At 47.2% G+C, this 22,801-nt stretch carries 13 protein-coding genes; 6 read left to right on the top strand and 7 right to left on the bottom strand.

Translation table 11 applies throughout. From position 1 onward, the window contains the following. Nucleotides 1–222: 222 nt before the first annotated feature. The 5 genes from E7588_07960 to E7588_07940 form a co-directional block, all read right to left on the bottom strand. Nucleotides 223–6,987, bottom strand: a complete 6,765-nt coding sequence (locus E7588_07960; GenBank protein ID MBE6689190.1) for a hypothetical protein — start codon at nt 6,985–6,987, stop codon at nt 223–225. Between the two features lie 216 nt (nt 6,988–7,203). Beyond that, complete coding sequence (locus tag E7588_07955; GenBank protein MBE6689189.1) at nt 7,204–8,445, bottom strand: hypothetical protein; 1,242 nt, start codon at nt 8,443–8,445, stop codon at nt 7,204–7,206. A 174-nt stretch (nt 8,446–8,619) separates the two neighbouring features. Further along, a complete protein-coding gene (locus E7588_07950; protein ID MBE6689188.1) occupies nt 8,620–9,873 on the bottom strand; it encodes a hypothetical protein in 1,254 nt (417 codons plus the stop codon). A 226-nt stretch (nt 9,874–10,099) separates the two neighbouring features. Next, nucleotides 10,100–11,725 (bottom strand): 2,3-bisphosphoglycerate-independent phosphoglycerate mutase, encoded by a 1,626-nt coding sequence (locus E7588_07945; GenBank protein ID MBE6689187.1) that lies wholly within the window; start codon nt 11,723–11,725, stop codon nt 10,100–10,102. Between the two features lie 107 nt (nt 11,726–11,832). Next, nucleotides 11,833–12,789, bottom strand: a complete 957-nt coding sequence (locus tag E7588_07940) for a glucosamine-6-phosphate isomerase (protein ID MBE6689186.1) — start codon at nt 12,787–12,789, stop codon at nt 11,833–11,835. Nucleotides 12,790–12,977: 188 nt separating this feature from the next. On the opposite strand from E7588_07940, the gene E7588_07935 reads away from it, so the two are divergent. Both E7588_07935 and E7588_07930 read left to right on the top strand, forming a co-directional pair. Further along, entirely contained in the window at nt 12,978–15,908 is a 2,931-nt protein-coding gene (locus E7588_07935; protein MBE6689185.1) for a hypothetical protein, read from the top strand. A gap of 178 nt (nt 15,909–16,086) precedes the next feature. Next, entirely contained in the window at nt 16,087–17,130 is a 1,044-nt protein-coding gene (locus E7588_07930) for a Gfo/Idh/MocA family oxidoreductase (protein ID MBE6689184.1), read from the top strand. Between the two features lie 70 nt (nt 17,131–17,200). Here the strand turns inward: E7588_07930 and cysK are convergent, their stop codons facing one another. Beyond that, the gene (cysK, locus tag E7588_07925; protein ID MBE6689183.1) at nt 17,201–18,130 is read right to left on the bottom strand and encodes a cysteine synthase A; all 930 of its coding nucleotides are present in this window, start codon (nt 18,128–18,130) and stop codon (nt 17,201–17,203) included. Nucleotides 18,131–18,354: 224 nt separating this feature from the next. On the opposite strand from cysK, the gene E7588_07920 reads away from it, so the two are divergent. Then, complete coding sequence (locus E7588_07920; GenBank protein MBE6689182.1) at nt 18,355–19,347, top strand: diaminopimelate dehydrogenase; 993 nt, start codon at nt 18,355–18,357, stop codon at nt 19,345–19,347. A 59-nt stretch (nt 19,348–19,406) separates the two neighbouring features. Next, nucleotides 19,407–20,408, top strand: coding sequence for a glutamine-hydrolyzing GMP synthase (gene guaA / locus E7588_07915; protein ID MBE6689181.1), 1,002 nt, complete (start codon nt 19,407–19,409; stop codon nt 20,406–20,408). A 306-nt stretch (nt 20,409–20,714) separates the two neighbouring features. On the opposite strand, the gene E7588_07910 is transcribed toward guaA, so the two are convergent. Continuing rightward, nucleotides 20,715–21,239, bottom strand: a complete 525-nt coding sequence (locus E7588_07910) for a helix-turn-helix transcriptional regulator (GenBank protein ID MBE6689180.1) — start codon at nt 21,237–21,239, stop codon at nt 20,715–20,717. A gap of 293 nt (nt 21,240–21,532) precedes the next feature. Here E7588_07910 and E7588_07905 point away from each other — a divergent pair, with 293 nt between their 5' ends. Together E7588_07905 and E7588_07900 are read left to right on the top strand one after the other, a co-directional pair. Then, on the top strand, nt 21,533–21,733 hold the full coding sequence (locus E7588_07905) for a LysR family transcriptional regulator (protein ID MBE6689179.1): 201 nt from the start codon (nt 21,533–21,535) through the stop codon (nt 21,731–21,733). Continuing rightward, nucleotides 21,720–22,796, top strand: a complete 1,077-nt coding sequence (locus tag E7588_07900; protein MBE6689178.1) for a site-specific integrase — start codon at nt 21,720–21,722, stop codon at nt 22,794–22,796. Before E7588_07905 ends, E7588_07900 begins: the two co-directional genes overlap by 14 nt. Nucleotides 22,797–22,801 lie beyond the last annotated feature (5 nt).

The raw sequence follows: 22,801 nt of genomic DNA, 5'->3' as shown, positions 1-22,801 counted from the left end.
CGATTTGTCAATAGTTTTTGAAAAATAATCAATATTTTTTTATTTTTTGATATATTTTTATTATTTGCGCGATTTTGCGGTCTGAATAAAAAACACTTCGGCTGACTGCGTTCACTCATCATGGCAGTGTGCAAGATTATGTTCGCCGTGAATGGCAAGACGAAGAAAACCGTGGGAAAATCCCACGGTTTTCAGCATCAATTAAAAATTGCGAATTATTTATCAGTCTGCGTTTACAAGGTCATTCATGGAGCAGGTCAGAGTCTTGTAGCTGTACAGTCTCTGTACCTCGCCGCCGTTGACGGTATAGTCAACGTATGCTCTTGCAAGAATTTCTGTGGAGTATGCCACACCGTTATCGGTTTCGGGAGTGGGAATGCTGTGAACAACAACGGTAAAGTCTGTTCTGTTTTTGTCGTTGTAGTACATGGCATCACTGCACTCTTCTACTGCAACCATGTTTTCAAGGTTTGTGCCTTTGAACATATCGGCAGTTACTTCGACGCCCTCTTCAACAACATCTTCAGGTACAAGCACCATGCCGTAGCCCTTGACTTCAATCTTGTTGGGCTCAGCGAAGTTCTTGTAGCTCTTGGAAAGTGTCATCTTGAAGCGCATACCCATGGGAAGCTCGGTGTCGGCTTCTCTGAGCTCGGTGCCTACTACGTTGAGGGTGGGCTGAGCCTTGATATCCTTAATGGTGTGAGTTTGCTCGTTTACGCTACGGAAGAATGAGTCGTGGAGAGGAGAGTATACATAGGTATGCATTGTCTTACCTCCGTCCTCGAACATCATCATGAAGATAAGCCCTTCATCTGCGCCGAAAGCAACGCTGTTTGCTTCCTTGGAGCCGTAGCCGTAGTTAACGCCATCGGGATAGTTAAGTGCGTATGCGGAGCAGTCGGAGAGTATCTGAACGGCATCTCCACCGAAGTCATTGGAGGTGGGAGAATCCTTATATCCGCTGCCTCTGTTATGAGGCTGCTGCTTGGAGTCATCGCCCTGAGAGTGTCCGCAGGTTACAAGAATCACGTTGGGGTACTTGGTAACTATCTTGTTGTAGATGTCAATACCCTCGTTACCGTCGCTGAACTGAGCGTTGGTGGTAGAGTTGTAGAAGCTGAGAGTACCGTTCATTTCAAAGTAGCAGTGGGTAGAAATTACCGCCTGTCTTTCGGGGTACTTGATAAGAGTCTCGCCTACCCAGTCAAGCACTTCATCGCGAGGACCGTATTCAAGGGAGAAGAAGATGTAGTCAACTCCGCCGATGGTTACAAGGCTGTACATATTGGTAAGATCCTTTTCGCCACGGAAGGTGCCGCCGAAGGTATTGTCGCCCTCGGGACCGTAGGATTTGAGGTAATCATCATACGGGAAAGCGTTGCGGAATTTTGCGGTATCGCGGATTTCCGCACCTACGCCGGAAGAAGGAGACGGATAGTCGTGGTTTCCGAGGGGAATTGTGTAAGGGATCTTGCCTTCGATAAAGTCAAAGGATTCGCGGATAACTTCCCATTCAAAGAAGGTGTTGGTCTGGGTTGCGTCACCAAGAAGTGTAAGCTGTCCTATGTTGTACTTATCCTTGTTGTCTGCCATCCACTTGAACATTTCGGGAAGTCTGTTATAGCTGAACGGAGCATTGGCAAAATAGCTCTGGGTATCACCGAAGTGAATCATGGAGTAATCGCCCTGCATTCCTGCTTCAAGCTTGTACCAGCCGGTGCTCTTGAAGGTTGCAGTGTTTTCATTAGCGGAGGAGTCAAAGTATTCCAGCCACTTGTAGTTTGCTGCATTGAGCATCCAGTTTGCAAGAAGTGCATCGCTGTCGGTGCGGTTTGTCATGTTAGCCTTGATTTCAGCCTCGGTGCGGATATCGCTCCAGAAACGCACGTCAAGCAGGTGTCCCACAAAGCCCTCGCCTATTACGGGAGCGTCTGTCTTGAAGGAAATCGTGTTGCCGCTGTTATCAAGTGTTCCATTGATATATATCTCACCGTCGGAGGTGATAGCAACATGTGTCCAGGTATCAGCCTTAAGTGTGGTAGAAGAGGAAACTCCGCCGCAAACTATCTTACCGTTGGACAGCTTCACAGCCACAGTACCGTTTTTAAGAATATTCATGTCGCCGCTGAGCTGAGCTTTAGCAACCCTGATGTTGAATTCAAGCGTCATAGGTGCAGAAGCGAAGCTCTTGGAGGCTGTGATAGTATCATAGCCCAGGAATTCGTGTCCCTTGCTGGGAGCGGTGGCAACAACTCTGTCGGTGTCAACGGGAATAGTTACGTTAAATACTTTATCGGTGTAACAGGTTGCTGACTTTTCGCCGTAAGCGAGCTTAACGGTGATTTTTACTGAACCTGTTTTTGTTTCTGTTGAAGCGATATAATCGGAATAGGTTATATCGACAACATAAGCATCGGTGTCTTTAAGTTTTTCGTGAGTAAGCTTCTGTCTGGTGTAAACCTTGACATCGGCAAGGGTTTTGCTGTTTTCAAGTGCATAGCTTGTATCGGTGAACTTAGACGCCGCAGTTGTGAGTGCCGCGGGAACTGCGTCAAAGTCATAAGCATCAGCCGCGGTATCATCTGCGAAGAAGCCAAGTGCAACGATCTGTGCGTCTGCATCCTCGAAGGTGAACTCAACAGTGTCAATCGCATCGGTAACTGCGCTGATGTCGAAGTAACCATTATCATCTGCGTTAACGGTAGTTGTACCGTTGATAAGTGCGGTAACGCTTCCGGTGTAGGTTGCGTCAAGTGCCATTACATTGTAAGCCTCGGAAACATTGGGATTAGCCGCAAGTGTTTCAAAGGTGAAGGTCTTGTTGATAAGCTTCATTGCCTTATAGTCGTATTCAGCCTTTGCACCTGCGATGGTCTTGATGTAATCGGGGTTGGTGAATCTGTATACAACTGCGCTGTTGTCAATTTCCTTGGAAATTGTAAAGGTGATATTTTCAGCGGTGTAAACCGTCTTACCGCCCTTTGTTACGGTAGCGGTAAATACATAGCTTCCGTCGGTGGTGTCGAGAACGGGAGCGGTGTAGTTTACGGTGGAAATAGCTACGTCAACGCCGGGAGCGCTGAGCTTATCTTCAATTACTGCTTTAGCCTTGGCTTCGGCAATTGCCTTGGTGTTACCGTCATAGTAGGAAACCGTGTCGGCGGTATAGCCTTTAAGCTCCATAGAGGTATCTGCAACCGCATCCTCAAAGACTTCAAGATTTTCTACATAGTTTCTTGCATCCGCCATGGAGGGGAAGAATGCGATATACTCGATTTCCGCACCGCGCTTGGAGTGCTTGAAGGAGCCTATCTGCATAGTGAAGGTTCTGGCACTTCCGCGGTAATCGGGTGCTTCGGGAGCGCCCAGCTTGGGGTCAACATAGTTCTTTTCAAGCGTGTTGGTCTCCATATTGTAGTTATATACCCAGGGAGTAACCTTATCACGCACGTTTGCATCAAGCAAAGAGTAGTACCACTGGTCTGCATACCAACCGAGACCCATCCGGCTGGTGCTTCCGGAGGTGCCCTCCTGAGTGTTGAACACGAAGCTGAGAGTAGAGGTCTCATAGAGACGTCTGTATTTCAACAGCATGTAAGAGTAGTTCTGGAGCTTGAATGCAGGAGAATTGAAGTCGGCAGTATCCAGTGAAATGGTGAAGTTTGCACCATTGTACTGATCCATGTGCTCCAGCTTGAGAAGATTGTCTTCAATCTTGCCCACGGTGGGATTAAGAATATTTATTTTGGAAAGTATTTCGGGGTCATTGAAGCGCCACATGATGTAATCTTCCGGCTTTTCCCCAAATGTCAGTGTTATATCCTCAACCTTGACGGACTTATATCCGCTTTCAAGAGTAATATCAAATGTCACATTTCCCTTGGTGGTAGCGGTTGCAGGGGTGTAATCGGTGATGGTAACGTTTCCGTCCAGACCTATCTGGTCAACAACCCATCTTCTGATACCCTTTATTGCGGTTACGGACTTGGTCTTGACTCCCGCAACGTCAAAGGTGCCGTCTTGGTTAAAAGATGCCTGGCTGTCGGGGATTTCGGTCTTTTCCATAGCCACGTCGCCCCACTCCAGCACTGCGGTCTGCGCGGCGGCTTTAAGCTGTGCACCCGCCTGCTGAAGTCTTGCCTCGGTTTCGGTGTCGGAGTTGAATTTCATTGCTTCGTCAAGAGAAGCAAAGAAGCCTGCGTATGCAAATTCCACATAACGGTCATAGTCTGCGTTACGGGAGAAGTTAAGGCGCATTTCCTTATACTTGGTATTTGCATTTACTCTGTAATTCTTGTCAGTTCCGCCGTCCTCGTTGCGGTAAGAGTACACATTGACATTTCTGTACGTGGTTTCGCCCTTTGTAAGGTTTCTTACCCATACAACGCTGTTGGCATTGGCAGAGGTGATATAAGAAGTGTCTACAATGATTTCCAGCTCGTCGCCGTCTTCAAAATTGCCGCCGTAGGGACGGAATTCGCGATAAGAGGGGGTATTGCCAAGAGCCGAATACGCGGGGTCACTCATCCAGAAGTAGAACTGACATCTGATAGCAGATGTGTCGCCGGCGCTGCCGTCGGTCTTCTTGGTGATACCGCTCATTTTATATCTTACTTTAAGGAAAGGAAGCGAGGGTACGCTGAACTGAGGAATGGAGCCCGGGAAGGTAGGAACCAGCCAGAAGCCGTCCTCTTTTGCAGGATTATTTACAGAAAGCTTGATAACACCATCCTCCAGCTTCATTTTTCCGTTGGAGGAAGTAATGGACTGCATGGTGGTGGTGGTGTCGGCATACATAATAACCGGCTTTGCAAGCTGAGGAATGGTCATAGTAACCTGAACTGTATATTCCTCTACCTTTTCACCGCCGAACCATACATCAAACACGTAAGAACCGGGTGCGGATGAAGAGGGGTCGGTAAATACAGCATTTTCCTTATCTATATTATATTTGGTAGCAAATACAAATCCGCTGAGGTATTTTTCAGCCGCCGCTTCAGCCTGTGCCTTGGTAACAACGCCTGTATCGGCAGTAAATTTGTTGCTCTGCTTAAGGTTATCGGTATCGTATTCCGCGTTGGTGGGAAGTGCCTTGGGGTACATTCTTGCTTCTTCCTCGGAAGCGAAGAAAGCGATGTACTCAAAGTCTATGGTTCTTTCCTCTCTGCCGTAACGGCTAAGACGGATTTTGATGGGAGGCTCGGTTTCGGAAAGAGTGCACTCATCCCATTTGCCCTGCGGCTCTACGCCCATTGTCATAGTACCGTAGGAGGAAGGAGTTACAGCCTTATCTGCGTAGAATGATATAGCATTGGTAACCTTAGCCTTACGCATATCCACAACAAGCTGTTCCCATACGGGAGTGGTGGCAGTACCGCGGCGTATGAAGTACGACGGGTTATTTGTCGCGGTGTATATCATCATCGTCTCGGTATCTGCGCCGCTGCCATCCTTTTTAGTAAGCGCGGGCACATTGCGTCGGTAGGAAATCTTCATGTAGGGATAGTCCTGATAGTTGAAACGATTTCCGGTATGGTCATCAAAGCCGTTATAGTAAACCTGAACAACATCGGGGGCATCTGACGAAGTGTCCATAGATGAGGTCATACGCATAAAGGAGCGATCCTCAGCAGTGCTCTGACCATCAAGAGTCGTACCCTTTTCAACAAATGTAAATGAGGTTTTGGTACCCTTTACACCCCACATATACTTATCACTTATCTTATCCTTTGAGTCGAAGGTCACAACCAAAGGCTGTGGCTTTTCCTCCAGCTCCATAACTATTTTCTTAGAAACAAGAGAACGGTGGAACGGGTCGTCGCCTATGAGAATACGTGCGTCAAAGGTATATGTACCTGCGGCATAAGCATTGGGACGGCTGAAAGCACCGTTTGCAACGCTTACTTCAACAGTATTATATTTCTGCTTGAGAGCCGCAGCAGCATCTGCGGTAAGTGTTTCAACCAATGCCTTTGCGTTTGCCACAACAGCATCATTTGTTTCCGCTTCGCAGAAATTCATCTTGAATTTACCGTCTGCAACAGCCTTATCAAGTGCATCGGTGAAAGGCTTTGCTTCGCTGTCAAGAGGCATAGCACCTGCATAATCCAGCGCCATTTTCTCTGTGGGGAAGAAGCCTACGTACTCGATATAGCACTTCTTGCCTTCATTTTTGTTGGAAAAGTCAAGTCTGAAATGGTTTATTTTTCCCTTCCAGTTACCGCCGCCGATACCATCACCGTTTGCAGTTCCGCTTGTGGATTTAACACCATTTATATAGTTTTCATATTTTGCGGTAGTGGTATTGAGAATAAGCTTGTTGAAGCCCTGATTGCAAACAGTCTGAATTCCGGTATATGCGGAAGAGAACGAATAATCATACGGAGGACCGTCGGGGAATTTGCGGTCGGTTGCCATGTAAACATCCAGAGTGTTTGAGGTGTAGTCGGGATAGTTTACGCTGATTACAACATAAGGATAACCTTGAATGTAAAAGTCATTTACATCCTCATTTTTGAAATCGGTAGAACCGTCATTTACAGGAGTATAACCGAAGGAGGCCTTGCCATCGATATTGGCAAATTCCTTATCTGTGTTGGAGCGCTTGTTCCATCTTTCAAGGTCAGCCTCGTTGTTGAACATGAACACAATAGGCTCGGTGGGCATGGTACCCGTAACGGTAGCAACAGCTTCTTCTGTGCCGTTTACCACTACCTTGTAGTAGGTTTCGCCTGCCACATCTACATAAGGCTTGTACTCCTTATCGGTTGCACCATCAATACTTTTGATGATTGTTCCGTCTTCCTCACATTCATACCACTGATATGTGGGAGACGCCGCATCGGTGGTTGCCGTAAGTATTACCTGGGGTCCCACTTCGGACGAAGCGTTATTGACACTTACCGCCGCAAAGCACACGGTTGCAAGGCACAGTGCCAATAATGAAGCCATCAGACAAATGCGCAATGTCATGGTTTTCTTCATAATTTTTCCCTTTCCTTTGAATTATTTACATCAAAATTGCATACAACTTATTTTGCGTGAATATTACACATTTATATTATACAAACAAACAAATAAATTGTCAATAGTGAACACATCGTGTTTTCTATTAAAATCGTGCCATTTTTTTATGATATATCGATGGGATAAAAAATCCGCCGATGTAAATTTCTCGGCGGATTTGCCTTTAAGCGTTACTTAAATAGCTTCGATAAGAATGCCCTCATTTGATTTGATGGCGATGGAGTACATGCCTGTTTCCGCGTCGTAGTTTACGGGGACCTTTCCGTCCTTGCCGTATGCAACAACCGCTCTGGAGTCGCACTTGAATACGATGTTGGAGCTCTTGGTATCTGCATCCATATAGTCGTCAACAGCAACTACAAATACAGCCTTCTGGTCATTGTTGGTGCGGGAGGTCATGTCACCTACAACAAGTGCCTGACCCGCATCACTCTTGAGGCCTCTGAAATAGCCGTTGTCAAGCTGTTCTACGGGAGCCTGGTTGACCTTAGCCATAATTTCGCTGTCGGCAGACATACCTACAAAGTGGGTGTAGGTGTTGCGATACTTCATGTAAGGAACGCCCAGAGTTGCAATTTCCTTGTTTACTGTCTGAAGCTTTGCGTACTGCTCGGTCTTTTCGCCCTTGTCGTCCAGCACCTGATTATGCCACCAGCCTGCGGTGTAGCAAGCCCAGATGATAGTCTCCGCACCGAATGCCATGGAGGTGAATGCCTGGAAACGCAGACGGTTTTCACTCAGCCATTCTTCGGGTCTGGAGGAGTTTACCTGGGGAACGAACCAGAAGCTCTTGCCGTAGCGTCTTGCGGCATCCGCAACTATACGGAAGTTTTCCATACAACCGGAAATATTTCTGGTAGAGTAAACATAGTAGTCATAGCAAATGTAGTCCAGCGGAACCTTCTTGCAGTATTCCTCAACGTGCTCTGCGTATGTTGCGGTACCCAGCTGATTTATGGTTTCCTGAGAGTTATTCTTTGCTATGGAAGCGTAGTTGGGGTACAGGTTAAGATAACCGAACTGCTTGGGGAACACTGTCTGAACACAGTTGGTAACCTTGCCGTAATGGTCAAAGTCCAGCGCACTGGGCTCGTCGCCCATGTCTACACCCCACACAGCGGGATGGTCTTCAAACTTCTTGCCTGCTTCAACATACTTTTCGATAGGGTTGGTTTCAGCCATTTTGCCTGCATTATTACCGTCGCCGCCCCACCAGCCGGGGAGAACGCCGCTTGCAGCAGCAAGACCAAGACCGTATTTTGCAAAAAGATCCAAAGTTGCACGGTCATTTTCCATACAAACTATGAAATCAAGACCGGCTTCTTTTATACCGCGGATATGCTCCTCGGTTCTTGCATAAGGCTTAAGGATGTACGCGCCGAGATTAAGACGGCTTCTGTCCATTCTCGTATTCATAACAAATACCTCTCATTTTTCATTTTTGGATATTAACGTTATCTGTGTGCCTTTAATATAACACATATTTACAGAAAAGTCAATATAAAATTCGTGCTCTTTTTTATTAAATATCGTTCATCACAAAAAATCCGCCGAGGTAAATTTCCCGGCGGATTCGCAATTTAACATTATTTATATAGCTTCAATAAGAATGCCTTCATTGGACCTGATAGCGATGGAATATACACCTGTCTCCGCATCGTAGTTTACGGGGACCTTGCCGTCCTTGCCGTATGCAACAACAGCTCTGCAGTCGCACTTGAATACGATGTTGGAGCTCTTGGCATCCAAATCCCTGTAATCATCAACGGCAACCACAAATACAGCCTTCTTGTCATTGCTGATACGCGATGTCATGTCACCCACAACAAGCGCCTGACCCGCATCGCTCTTGAGACCTCTGAAATAGCCGTTGTCAAGCTGTTCGACAGGAGCCTGATTAACCATAGACACGATCTCGCTGTCGGCGGACATACCTACAAAGTGAGTGTAGGTGTTGCGGTACTTCATGTAAGGAACACCCAGTGTTGCAATTTCCTTGTTTACGGTCTTGAGCTTTTCATACTGCTCGGTCTTTTCACCGTTGGCATCAAGCACCTGATTATGCCACCATCCTGCGGTGTAGCAAGCCCAGATGATGGATTCTGCACCGAATGCCATGGCGGTGAATGCCTGAAAACGAAGTCTGTTTTCGCTAATCCATTCTTCGGGCTTTGAGGAGTTGACCTGGGGAACATACCACAGGCTCTTGCCGTAACGTCTTGCGGCATCGGCAACCACACGGAAGTTTTCCAGGCAACCTGAGATTCCTCTTACGGTGTCTCTGAGGGCATAAGGGTAGAAGTCAAAGCTGATGTAGTCAAGCGGAACCTTTTTGCAGTATTCCTCAATATGCTCTGCGTATGTCGCGGTGCCCAGCTGATTTACGGTTTGCTGCGCGGTGTTCTGCGCCACGGAAGCATAGTTGGGGTACAGGTTGAGATATCCGAACTGTCTGGGGAATATAGTCTGCACGCAGTTGGTAACCTTGCCAAAGTGGTCAAAGTCCAATGCAGAGGGCTCATCGCCCATGTCAATGCCCCATACAGCAGGATGGTCTTCAAACTTCTTAGCCGCTTCCACATATTTTTCAAGTGGAAGAGACTCTGCCATCTGACCTGCCTTGTCACCGTTTCCGCCCCACCAGCCGGGAATAACTCCGAATGCGGAGGCAAGGCCTATACCGTATTTGGAAAACAGATCCAGAGTTTCGGGCACGGGTTCCATGCTGACGATGAAATCAAGACCTGCTTCTTTTATACCACGGATATGCTCCTCGGTTCTTGCATAAGGCTGAAGTATGTACGCGCCGATATTAAGACGGCTTCTGTCCATTCTTGTATTCATAAAAATACCTCTCGTTTTCATTTTTCGGATATTTACTTTATCCGTTCGCCTTTAATATAGCACATATTTGTGAAAAAGTCAATAAAAACAAGTGCGTTTTTTGCTAATTTTGCATTATTTTTTTACAGCATAAAAGAAAATGTCCTCCCTATCGTTTTCATTAACCGAAACAAGAACAAACAGAATCGGTGAACCGAAAGGTTCACCGATTCTCACTAAATCACATTCAGTTGAATTTTATCATGGACTTTTCCCAGATGTCGGGTGCTTCGTAACCCAGAAGATTTACAACGGTCGCCGCAACGTTTGCAAGACCGTAATTTCCTTCAACAACCTTATAGTCCGCGCTGTTATCGTAGAAAATACAGGGAACAGGATTGAGGGTATGGCTGGTTTTCGCAACAGCAACACCGTTTTTCACCTTAGGCTCGCCGGTCTTTTTATCTATTTCAAACATTTCATCGGCATTTCCGTGGTCGGCGGTAATAATTACAGCCGCGCCTGCCTCGTCAAGTGCTTCAATAAGACGCTTGAGGCACAGGTCGAGAGCTTCCATGGAAATCACGGTAGCATCAAAGTTGCCCGTGTGTCCAACCATGTCACCGTTGGGGAAGTTCACACGCAAAAATCTGTATTTGCCTGTTTTCAGTTCCTCAATAAAGCGGTCGGTTATCTCGGCGCACTTCATCCAGGGGCGCTGTTCAAAGGGAACAACATCCGAGGTTATCTCAATGTAAGTTTCGGTTTCTTCATCGTACTTACCGGACTTGTTACCGTTCCAGAAATAGGTTACGTGACCATACTTCTGGGTTTCGGAAATTGCAAGCTGAGTTATCTTTTCAGCAGCAAGATATTCGCCAAGTGTACCTGTAATAACGGGGGGAGAAACAAGGTATCTGGAGGGAATGTGCAGGTCGCCGTCGTATTCCAGCATACCTGCGTACACAATCTTGGGGAAGCGTACACGGTCGAATTTATCAAAGTCAACCGCTTCAAACGCGGTGGAAATCTCAATGGAACGGTCGCCGCGGAAGTTGTAGAAAACAACGCTGTCGCCGTCTTCAACAGTACCAACGGGCTTGCCGTTTTCGGCAATTACGAAGCCGGGCAGATCCTGGTCGATGCAGTTTGTTTCGGCACGGTAGGTTTCAACCGCTTCCTTGGCAGTGGCAAACTGTCTGCCCTCGCCCAGAACGTGTATCTGCCAGCCGCGGTGAACCATTTCCCAGTTGGCGCCGTAGCGGTCCATGGTGATATTCATTCTTCCGCCGCCGGAAGCAACCTTTATGTCAAAATCAGCGCTTCTCAGGTCTGCAATAAATTCTTCAAACGGATCAAGGTATTCCAGTGCACTGCGTTCTCCTACATCACGTCCGTCAAAGAGAATGTGTATTCTTACCTTTTTAACGCCCTCTTTTTTAGCCTGAACGATCATGGGCTTTAAGTGAGAGATATTGGAGTGAACGTTACCGTCCGAGAAAAGGCCCAGGAAATGAAGTGTTGTACCGTTATTTTTAACGTTATCAACAACCTCTTTCCAGCTGTCGGACTCATACATAGCTCCGCTTTCAATGGAGTTGGAAACAAGCTTTGCACCCTGAGCAAATACCTGACCTGCGCCCAGTGCGTTGTGGCCAACCTCGGAGTTACCCATATCGTCATCGCTGGGCAGACCTACGGCTGTACCATGTGCCTTAAGAGAGGTCATGGGGTATTTTCCCATGAGCATATCAAGAGTGGGAGTATTCGCGCAGTGAATGGCGTTTGCCTTGTTCTTTGCAGCTATACCCACGCCGTCCATAACGATTACCGCTACGGGGCGCTCTTTTACATTACTGAGTTTTTTAAGCATTTGGATATTCTCCTGAAATATAAATTCAATAAATTCGGGCGGACGTTCGTCCGCCCGTTATACGGTCTTATTAAGAAACGTATGTATCTGACCGATAATGCGTCAAATCAGTTGCATTCAGCAACCAGGGGTCCTGCCAGTTCCTTAATGAACACTATTCTGCCGGGCAGAGTAGGCATAAAGGTGGAAGGAATCCACATGTCGGGACCGTAGCGGAGAGTTGTCCACAGGGACAGACCCTGCCACTGCATGCCTCTGCCGAGAGTACCGTCGCATCCGCCGATTACACGGTCAGACTGAAGGAACAGACCGGGGCCGATGGTGTTGGCACGGCAAGGAACAAGAGTTGTACGGGACTTAAAGCTGGTAAGAGCGTTCTGCTCAACGGTCATGGGGTGAATCTTAGCGCCGATGCGGTGAGTCTGCTTCTTCCATTCTTCAACGGAATTGAACTCAGCTGCAAAGTGGGGTTCCCAGAAAGCGATGTGCATCATACGGCCGATACCGAATACGGTAACAAGCTTTGCACCCTCAGCCTTGAGAGCGGCAATCTTTTCGGGGTATGTGGGAAGGTTTTCCTTGGTAGCAAAGTTTCTCTGGTTCTTGGGAACGGTCAGTTCGCCGAGGGGACCGTAGAAAGCATTTTCCATAGCATACTGGAATGCGCCGGGATTGGTGCTTTCGAGAGTGTTACCCTCTGCGTCGCTCCACTCGTCCATATTGAAGCCGTAAACGTGGTCACACTTTACGTTCCAAGCCTTGAGGAAGAATACGCACCACTTGTACATACCCATAGGACCTACGGGAAGAATCATGGCAAGCTTTCTGCCCTCTTCACGGGTGTTTTTGATTTCCAGAGCGATTTCGTGACCCAGAACCATGTCGAAGTCATAAACGTTATCGCAGGGAACGATATCGAAATCCTTGTTCCAGAAGGACTGACGCTCCATTATGCTGTCGGGGTTAGCGGAAAGAGCACAGATATCGTCGATCTTTTTCCAATCCCAACCTGCGGGGAAGAATCCGTCCAGAAGAGAACCTTCGATTGTAGAAAGAAAATCCATAGTAGTATACCTCTCTTTATAAAATATTATTCAACATTTTATATTTTATCACCATTTTAGCAAAATTGCAATACCTTGGGTAAATATTTAACAAATTACAAATTTCCTATTTTATATTTACAAAAGTTACATATCATGTTATAATACAATATAAATGTAACTAATAACATCAAAAGGAGAATATAATAATGACTCTTGATTTCAGAATCGACTGGGGTTACCAATTTCTTTATTCACGCAGACACTACCATCCGCAGTACATATGGGACGGAACACTGGAATGTGAAAACGGAAAGATACTGGAAAGCTACAAGCTGGACTATCCCGTAATATGGTTCGGTCCGGGCCACTGCGCCAAGGAAACAAAGCTGTCCTCCCCCTCGTGGATCAGCCGTACCAAGCGCGGTGTATCCGGTGTGAGATTTGTGGCAGAGGTAAACGAAAACACCGTTTTTCATCTTAAAACCGTTTCCTTTGAAACCACATTTACCGCAAGAGACATAATCAACAAAGGCAGTCTTGATTTTATGGTGGGTCCCAAGTATCTGAATTGCTCGGTTGTGGTAACAAAAACCGATTATCTGTGGTTCCGACCCGCTCCCCGAAAGGGTGAAACTGAAATCGATATAAACTCGCTGGGACTTGAGGTTCATCCCTGGTCGCGCATGAAGCTTGCCTGGCTTGCCCCCGGCGAAAGTGCCGTATGGCAGGCAGATATTGCCGAGTGGGACAGTGATTACTGCGAACAGCTTCTCCACATTGTTGCAATGGGCGTTCCGGCAAAATACCATCTCGGCGGCAAAGAGCTGTCTCCGGGTACGGGTATCACCGAAGAGCCCATACACTCACACATCACACTGGAGCTGAGCTGTGACGGTGAAAAAATAATGCAGTTCACCCGCTACTACCGCGAGCACGACGATTACATGCAGCTGCTGGAGGACGACTGGAAACGATTTGAAGTAAAACCCGGACACCATACCTTTGCTCTCAAAAATCTCAATACCGACTGCGGTCTTGGTATCTCAAGACTTCTCATGAGACCCTGCAGATACAACCACGGTCAGCTTGTTATTCCCGAGTGGGCACTTAAAAACGAAACCGTTATCGGCAAGGTGTTTGCCGTAAGAAAAGATACGCTTACCGTTTCGGGTGCGGCGAGAGATATTGTTCTTGAATGTGAAAAAGGCTGGAACGAATTCGAAATATGCGTTCCGACGCCGGGAAATGCACAGTACAAGTGCAATAACAATACTGCAAAAATCGAGATATATGATATTGAGGAAGAAGCCGACCCGGTCAAGGTGGGCTACGATATGACCGTTGTTCCCCATGATGCCAACGGCTACATGGACATGCTTCTGGACTACACCCACAGCACCCGCCTTGGCAACTATGTTGTATTCCGTGCCTTCAACGAAATTTCCGACAGAGAATTGCTGTATAAATGGGGCGGGTTCTGCAAAAAGCATAAAATTTATGTTTCCTCCTGCTTCGACGAGGATTTCATGGACGGAAAGCTTATTGCAGGTGCCGGTGAAATGTTCCACGACTGCGGAAGACATGAATTTCCCGGCGCGGTATACGCCTTTGACCCCAAGGAGCCTCACGCTTCGGCAGATATGAAAGAGGCAAGTGAAAAATATACCAAGTATCTCAAGGACAGAATAGACGAAAACCACAAGGTATTCCACCGTATAGCCTTCGGCGATGCCTCGGGCGGTATCAGATATTCCTATCTTGCGGGTGTAACCTTTGTACGTGCCGAAACCATGGTGGGACACACCACCACACTTCTCAGCCAGGCACGTCCTGCCTGCGAGGCGCTGGGCGACGGCAGATGGGGAGTTCATATCGCAATTCAGCACAACCATCAGCTTTACCATGAAAACCACCTGGGAATGTACTTTCTCTCTCTTATGCAGCCCTGGATAATGGGTGCCAACACCATTTATGAAGAAGACTCCCTTTTCGAGCTGTTCAAGGAGGAACGCCAGAGCTGGGACGATGCACTGACAAAAGGCAAACGAGACATGACCCGAAGCTTCTTCAAATTTGCAAAAACCCATCCCAGAAGCGGAAAATGTGTACGAAACATCGCCTTTCTTGAGGGACGCTATGCCGCACCCTTCAACGGCTTTATATGCGATGTGGAGCAAGACCCTCATTACAGTGTATGGGGTCTGTTCGGAAACAATCATCCCACCTGGGGTCACGCTCAGCCCGAAAAATGCCGTCAGCTTCTTGACGTGCTTATGCCGGGTGCAAGCACACATCCCTTCCGACAGAAATTTGACAAGCGCCGTTTCTTCTTCTCGGGAAGCCCCTATGGCGACTTCGATTGCATACCCGCCGAAGCTTCTGCCGGCTACATGAATAACTACAAGCTTATCATGAATCTGGGCTGGAATACAGCCATCAATGAAGATATGGACAAGCTGACCGCTTTTGTACAAAACGGCGGCGTACTGCTTACGGGTATCCCTCAATTCAGCACCCACGTAAAGCGTGAATTCCTCGAAAACATGGACGACCTTTCACTTATAAACGGTGGTGACCTTTCCGAATTATGCGGTATAAAGGTGCTCGGCAAAGGCGAGGAATACTGCGGTCAGTTCAATTGCAAAAACCGTGAAAATATGCCCGAGCCTCAGCTTTCCGCAATGCCCAGCGACTCTGCCGAGGAAGACGGCAAGGCGCTTATGGCTGAAATCGAGCTGTGCGGTGCCGAAATTATGGCATGGGACACCTTTACCGGCAAGCCCATGCTGGTACGCAACAGGGTAGGCAAAGGCTATGTATACACCTTTACTCTGTGGGCATACCCCGGTCATGAAAAGTTCCGGGGCTTCACCTCAAGCTGGATTGCAAAGCTCTGCTCCGAAGCACTTCCCGGAATATATGTCGAGGATGCAAGCGGAGAAGTTTTCTGGACACAGTGGCAGGACGGCGAAAACACAAAATTATTCTTGCTCAACACCGACTGGAGCACCCGTGGCAACAAAAAGACAGTCAATATTGTCAACGGCAGACAGAAAACCACCCTCGCCGTTACCGAAAGAACCCTTGTATGCGTAACAATGGGCAAAAAAACAAGCATTGAAACTTACAGTCTATAACAGTGCGCACTTGTGAATATTGTTATATAATTCTTGCAAAAAATCCGATTACAGCGCTTTACATGTGAAAAGAACCCGAGATTTTGCAATGCTTTGTGTAGTTTTTGCATTGTGATTTATATTCACAAATGGTATACTATGCGTACCGAAACATACGAAAGCAAAAGAGGATATAGATATGAATATTGTCAAATTCGGACTTTTAGGCGTAAGAAACATTGCAAGAAGTCATCTTATGGGAATCAATCAGACTAATGAAGCACAAGCAGTGGCGGTTTGCGATATACACGAAGAAATTGCAAAGAAAACAGCCGAGGATTTCAATATTCCCGACTGGTATACCGACTATGACGAGATGCTCAAGCGAGATGATATTGATGTCATAATTGTTTGCACACCCGACGGTGTACACAAGGACGGCGTTGTAAAGGCACTGCGTGCAGGCAAGCATGTTATGTGCGAAAAGCCCATGGCACTTGACCTTGAGGATTGCAAAGAAATGATTAAGGTGCAAAAGGAAACAGGGAAAATCCTTATGGTTGCACAGGTTTGCAGATATGCCCCCGGCTTTGTACAGGCAAAATCTGCTGTTGACGCCGGCGAAATCGGAGACCTGTTCTTCGTTGAGTCCGAATATGCACACGACTATGCCAACAATCCCGGTCAGGACGGCTGGCGTGCAGACCCCGCAAAGCTCCGTCATCCCATGATTGGCGGCGGTTGCCATGCGGTTGACCTTTTGAGATGGATTGCAGGCAATCCCACCGAGGCTGTTGCATACTCAAACCGCAAGGTACTTACCGACTGGCCGGTGGATGATTGCACCGTTGCACTTCTCAAATTTCCCAATGATGTAAACGGCAAGGTGTTCACCTCTATCGGATGCAAGCGCTTATATACAATGAGAACAGTGCTCTACGGTACAAAAGGCACAATAATCACCGACAACACCTCCCCCACCATTTCGATATACAAAAACGAATTCCGCGGCGAAGACAAATATATGGGACGCGCTCAGCAGACAGTTGAAATAAAGGTTCCCGTTTCCATTTCCAGCCATAATATGGCGGCGGAAGTAAAGGAAATGTGCGCCGCAGTCCTCGGAAAAGGCAGTATCAAAACAGACGGTATTTCGGGTGCGTCGACGGTTGCCGTATGCAGTGCCATCGTGAAAGCTGCCGAAACAGGTGAAAAAGTTAAAATTTCCTACGATTTCGATTAATCACAATACAATTGACAATAAAAGCCTGAAACGGAAAATCCGTTTCAGGCTTTTTAATTAATTACAAATTTTAATCTGCAAACAAGGGAGTTGAGAAGTAACGTTCAGCGGTGTCGGGCAGAACGGTTACAACGGTTTTACCCTTGCCCAGCTTTTCGGCAAGCTTTATTGCGGCGGCAACATTGCTTCCGCTGCTGATACCGCACATAATGCCCTCCAGACTTGCAAGCTTTTTTGCGGTCTCTATCGCCTCATCGTCCTTGACGATGCAAATGTCATCGTAAATACCGCAATTGAGTATTTCGGGGATAAGTCCGTCGCCTATTCCCATCTGAATGTGTGTGCCGATAGAACCACCCGACAATATTGCCGCATTCTCGGGCTCTACCGCCCATATCGTCATATCGGGATTATGAGCCTTAAGCATCTCCCCTATTCCCGTAATTGTTCCGCCTGTGCCGATGCCCGAGCAAAAGCCATGAATGGGCATTTTCACCTGCTCAAGTATCTCCTGAGCAGTGCGTTCCCGCTGTACCGCGGGGTTGGCGGGATTTTCAAACTGCTGGGGAACAAAAACATTCTTGTCCTCCGCTTTCATTTTAAGTGCAAGGTTAAGACATTCTTCAATGCACAATCCGATATTTCCCGCATCGTGCACCAGAATTACCTCTGCGCCGTAATGCTGAACCAGCTTACGTCTTTCCTCGCTGACCGAGTCCGGCATAATTATTTTTGTCTTATATCCGCGTACCGCGCCCACAAGAGCAAGACCTATACCCTGATTTCCGCTGGTAGGCTCCACAATTACAGTATCGGGTCCGATAAGTCCCTTTGCCTCGGCATCGCATATCATATTATACGCGGTACGGGTCTTTATTGAACCGCCCACATTAAGTCCCTCGAATTTTACAAGTATATCCGCACCGTTCTTTGGGCACAGACGCTGAAGCTTTATTATGGGTGTATTACCCATAGCTTCCAGAATGTTGTTATAAACCATGTATGTATCCTTCAATCAAGATTTAGTCATATCCTTTATATTATATTCCAAAAATGAGAATAAATCAATACCTGTTTTAAATATATCTCAAAAAAGTTTAAGTGTGTAATGCAACAATAAAAAACAAAGTTTTATTCTGCACAATATTTTTTCAAAAATTCTATTGTATATTTCGCGAAATTGTGTTATAATTTATTATCTATTTTATCATTGAAGGTGATTTTATGAACAACAGCATCATCAGAGTTGCCATAGCAGGCTACGGTAATCTGGGCAAAGGTGCGGAATGTGCCGTTTCTAAGTGCAGTGACATGAAGCTGGTGGGCGTTTTCACACGCCGCGACCCCTCCTCTGTCAAGACCAAAAGCGGTGTTCCCGTCTTTTCCATGAGCGATGCATACAAAATGAAAGATGATATTGACGTTGCTATCATCTGCGGCGGAAGTGCCACAGACCTCCCCGAGCAAACTCCCGAGCTTGCGAAATATTTCAACGTCATCGACAGCTTTGACACACATGCCAAAATCCCCGAGCACTTTGCGAATGTTGATAAAACAGCGCAGGAAAGCGGAAAAATAGCAATAATATCGGTAGGTTGGGATCCCGGTCTCTTCTCTCTCAACCGCCTGATTTCCCAGGCGGTACTTCCCGACGGACAGGATTACACCTTCTGGGGCAAGGGCGTCAGCCAGGGACATTCGGATGCCATTCGCCGTATTGACGGTGTTAAGGATGCCAGACAGTACACCGTGCCCGTTCCCGAAGCGCTGGAAGCGGTAAGAAGCGGAAAGAATCCTCAGCTCACCACACGTCAGAAGCACACACGCGAGTGCTTTGTGGTTGCCGAGGAGGGTGCCGACCTTGAATATATCGAAAACACAATAAAAACAATGCCCAACTATTTTGCCGATTACGACACCACCGTAACCTTTATAACCGAAGAGGAATTAAAGCGCAGCCACAGCGGAATCCCCCACGGCGGAAAGGTCATCCGAAGCGGTAAAACAGGATTTGATAACGAGAATTCACATCTTATCGAATTCAGTCTGAAACTTGATTCCAACCCGGAATTCACCTCCGGTGTGCTTACCGCATACGCAAGAGCGGCGGTACGTCTCAACAACCGGGGACAAAAGGGCTGCAAGACGGTATTTGACATTGCACCATCCGACATTCATCCTCTCACCCCCGAAGAGCAGCGAAAAACACTGCTTTAAAACCGAAATACTATTCTGATGATAAAATCCGGCATATCGCCGGAGAAACGGAGAAATTTATGAATACTAATGTAAGACCCGATTCTATGGCTCGCATAACCACCAAAGAGCTTGCCGATGCATTTATTGCTGAGCAGATTGCACTTGTCAGAGAGCAGGTGGGCGACAAAAAGGTTCTTTTGGCGCTTTCCGGAGGTGTTGACAGCTCGGTTGTTGCCGCACTGCTTATAAAGGCTATCGGCAAACAGCTTGTCTGCGTACACGTTAACCACGGTCTCATGAGAAAAAATGAGTCCGAGAATGTTATAAAGCTGTTCAAGGACGAACTGGATGCCAACCTCATCTATGTTGATGCCACCGACCGCTTCCTGAACCTGCTGGCTGGTGTTGCCGACCCCGAAAAGAAAAGAAAAATCATCGGCGGCGAATTTATAAACGTATTTGCCGACGAGGCGAGAAAACTGGAGGATGTCACTTTCTTGGCGCAAGGCACCATTTATCCCGACATTCTGGAAAGCATCAAGCAGGCTGAGGGCAAAAAGGCAGTAAAATCCCACCACAACGTAGGCGGTCTGCCTGAAGACCTGAAATTCCAGCTTGTTGAGCCGATTAAGCTCCTGTTCAAGGACGAGGTAAGAGTTGTGGGCGAAGCTCTGGGCCTCCCCCACGCAATGGTTTACCGCCAGCCGTTCCCCGGCCCCGGTCTGGGCGTAAGATGTCTGGGAGCAATCACCCGCGACCGTCTCGAAGCGCTCCGCGAAGCAGACGCAATTCTGCGTGAGGAATTCGACAACTGCGGACTTGCCGAAAAGGTATGGCAGTACTTCGTTGCCATTCCCGACATCAAGAGCGTAGGCGTACGTAACGAAAGCCGTTACGAAGGCTGGCCCGCCATCATCCGCGCCGTAAACACCAAGGATGCCATGACCGCCACCATCGAAGAAATCCCCTACCCCGTTCTCCACAAGATAACCGCACGCATCACCTCCGAAGTAGAGGGCATCAACCGCGTCCTCCTCGACCTCACCCCCAAGCCCACCGGCACTATCGAGTGGGAATAATTTGAAAAAGCCGAAAAACCCAGTAATATCAAGGCTTTTCGGACTTCGACCACTTCTTCTGATAAGGTTTTGATAAGAATGCCCTCCAATGCGATTATTCTGCGTTGCGAGTGGCTTGTGAGTAAAGAATAATTTCAATCACCTCACAAAATACCCATATTAACATTTAAGCCCGTACTGATCGGATGTCAGTACGGGCTTTTTGTCGTTCATTTTCGGCTACACTTGTGAACTTTTTGTAAATAATCAAGAAAATGCCGAAAAAGGGTTGAAAAAAGGGGCTGAAAAAGATGGTAAGTAGAGGGTTTATTTTTCTTCCTCTTTCAGCGCAGCGATCAACATATCGCTGAGTTCCTGTGAAGGCACTTTCGCCCAAATCTGAGTGGTGTCCTCTGCCGGGAATGTATAACGCCAACGGTCATACTGATCTTTGCTGATTTCTCCGTTTTTCAGCTTTTCGGCTTGGTCAGCCCATGCGGTAAGCATTTTGAAAATGGACTCGTCCATTGTGCGCTTGCTGCCATCAAAGACGATATGTACCTCGTCTCCCTGCTTTTCAGCTCTCACACCATGAATATCCTCGATAGCGAAAAGAGTATGGATAAAGCCGAGATTGCTGTCGATGTCGGGGATGTTCAGAGCCAAAGGAGAAACCTCCAGAACATTCGCAAGAGCTTTTACCAAATCTTCCTTGGGTGTTCTGGAGCCGGACTCATACTGAGCCATACGAATATCAGCGGTCTTTTGGGGAAATCCCACGGCTTGACCGAGCCACTTCTGCGTCATGCCACGCAGATTGCGTATAAAACGGATTCTTTCACCGATTGCCATAGTTTTCTCTCCCTTTCGGATTGTTGTCATCATTATAACATAAATGTTTAGTGCCTGTCAAGATAGCTTAAACAAAATTATTTAATATTTTCTCGAAAACCTCTTGACATAACGGAATTTGTTTAGTATAATGATGCTGTAAACCTAAACAGATATGTTTAAGTTAGAGAGACAAACCCCTAACAACATGTCGTTGAAGGTTTATCCGCCCGGGCAAATCGGATGGCGGCCAGAAAGTATTCCGACACTAAACAAGGAATATTATACCCAAAAATCAAAAAAGGAGGAATTGAATGGAAAAGAAATTCATCAGAGTGGACGAAGTTGCAAGGGTGCTGGAGATTTCGGAATCCCACGCATACAAGCTCATGCGTAAGCTCAACCGAGAGTTGGAAGCGAAAGGCTATATCACCGTTGCAGGACGAGTAAACCGTCAGTATTTCAATGAAAGGCTCTATGGAGCAGAAAGGAGCGAAGAAAATGCCGGCTTATAAGAACAAAGAAAGCGGAACATGGTATGTGGTCACACAGTACACAGACTGGACGGGCGCACGAAAGCAGAAATGCAAGCGAGGGTTTGATACCCGCCGTGAAGCTCTGGAATGGGAGCAGAAGTTCCAGCAGCAGAGCGCAGGAGACCTGGATATGAGCTTTGAAGCCTTTGTAGAGATTTACACCACCGATCTCAAAGCAAGGCTGAAAGAAAGCACATGGCAGACCAAAGAGCATATCATCCAGACCAAGATCGTCCCGTACTTCGGCAAGCGCAAGATCAACGAGATCACCACCAAGGATGTGATTGCGTGGCAGAACGAGCTGCTTGCCTACCGTGACGAAAAGCACAAGCCCTATTCCCAAAGCTACCTCAAAACGCTGCACAATCAGCTCTCCGCCATTTTCAACCACGCAGTACGATTTTACGATCTGCGCTCCAACCCGGCAGCAAAAGCCGGAAACATGGGCAGCGAAGAACGAAAAGAGATGCTGTTCTGGACAAAAGAAGAATATCAGAAGTTTGCGGAAGAAATGATGGACAAACCCATTTCCTACTACGCATTTCAGATGCTCTACTGGACGGGCATCCGTGAGGGCGAGCTGTTGGCTCTGACCCCGGCAGATTTCGATTTTGAGCGTGGGACAGTAAAAATCAGCAAGACCTATCAGAGATTGAAAGGAAAGGATGTGATAACCTCCCCCAAGACCAAGAAAAGCAACCGCACCATCCAAATGCCGGATTTTCTCTGTGAGGAAATGCAGGAGTTCTTCGGGATGCAATACGGGCTGAAAAAGAAAGACCGTATCTTTACCATCAACAAGAGCTATCTGCACAGAGAAATGGACAGAGGGGCAGAAGCCGCAGGGGTCAAGCGTATCAGAATCCACGATTTGAGGCACAGCCACATCAGTTTGCTGATCGACATGGGTTTCTCGGCAGTAGCCATTGCCGACAGAGTGGGACACGAAAGCATTGAGATCACCTACCGATATGCTCACCTTTTTCCCTCCAAGCAGAAAGAAATGGCAAGCAAACTTGACGAACTTAACAAAGGAGCGTGATATTG

The organism is Oscillospiraceae bacterium, assembly GCA_015065085.1.
Classification (GTDB): Bacteria; Bacillota; Clostridia; order Oscillospirales; family SIG627; genus SIG627.
Note: the sequence above shows the minus strand (reverse complement) of the source record. Positions and strands in the feature narration are given on the sequence as shown.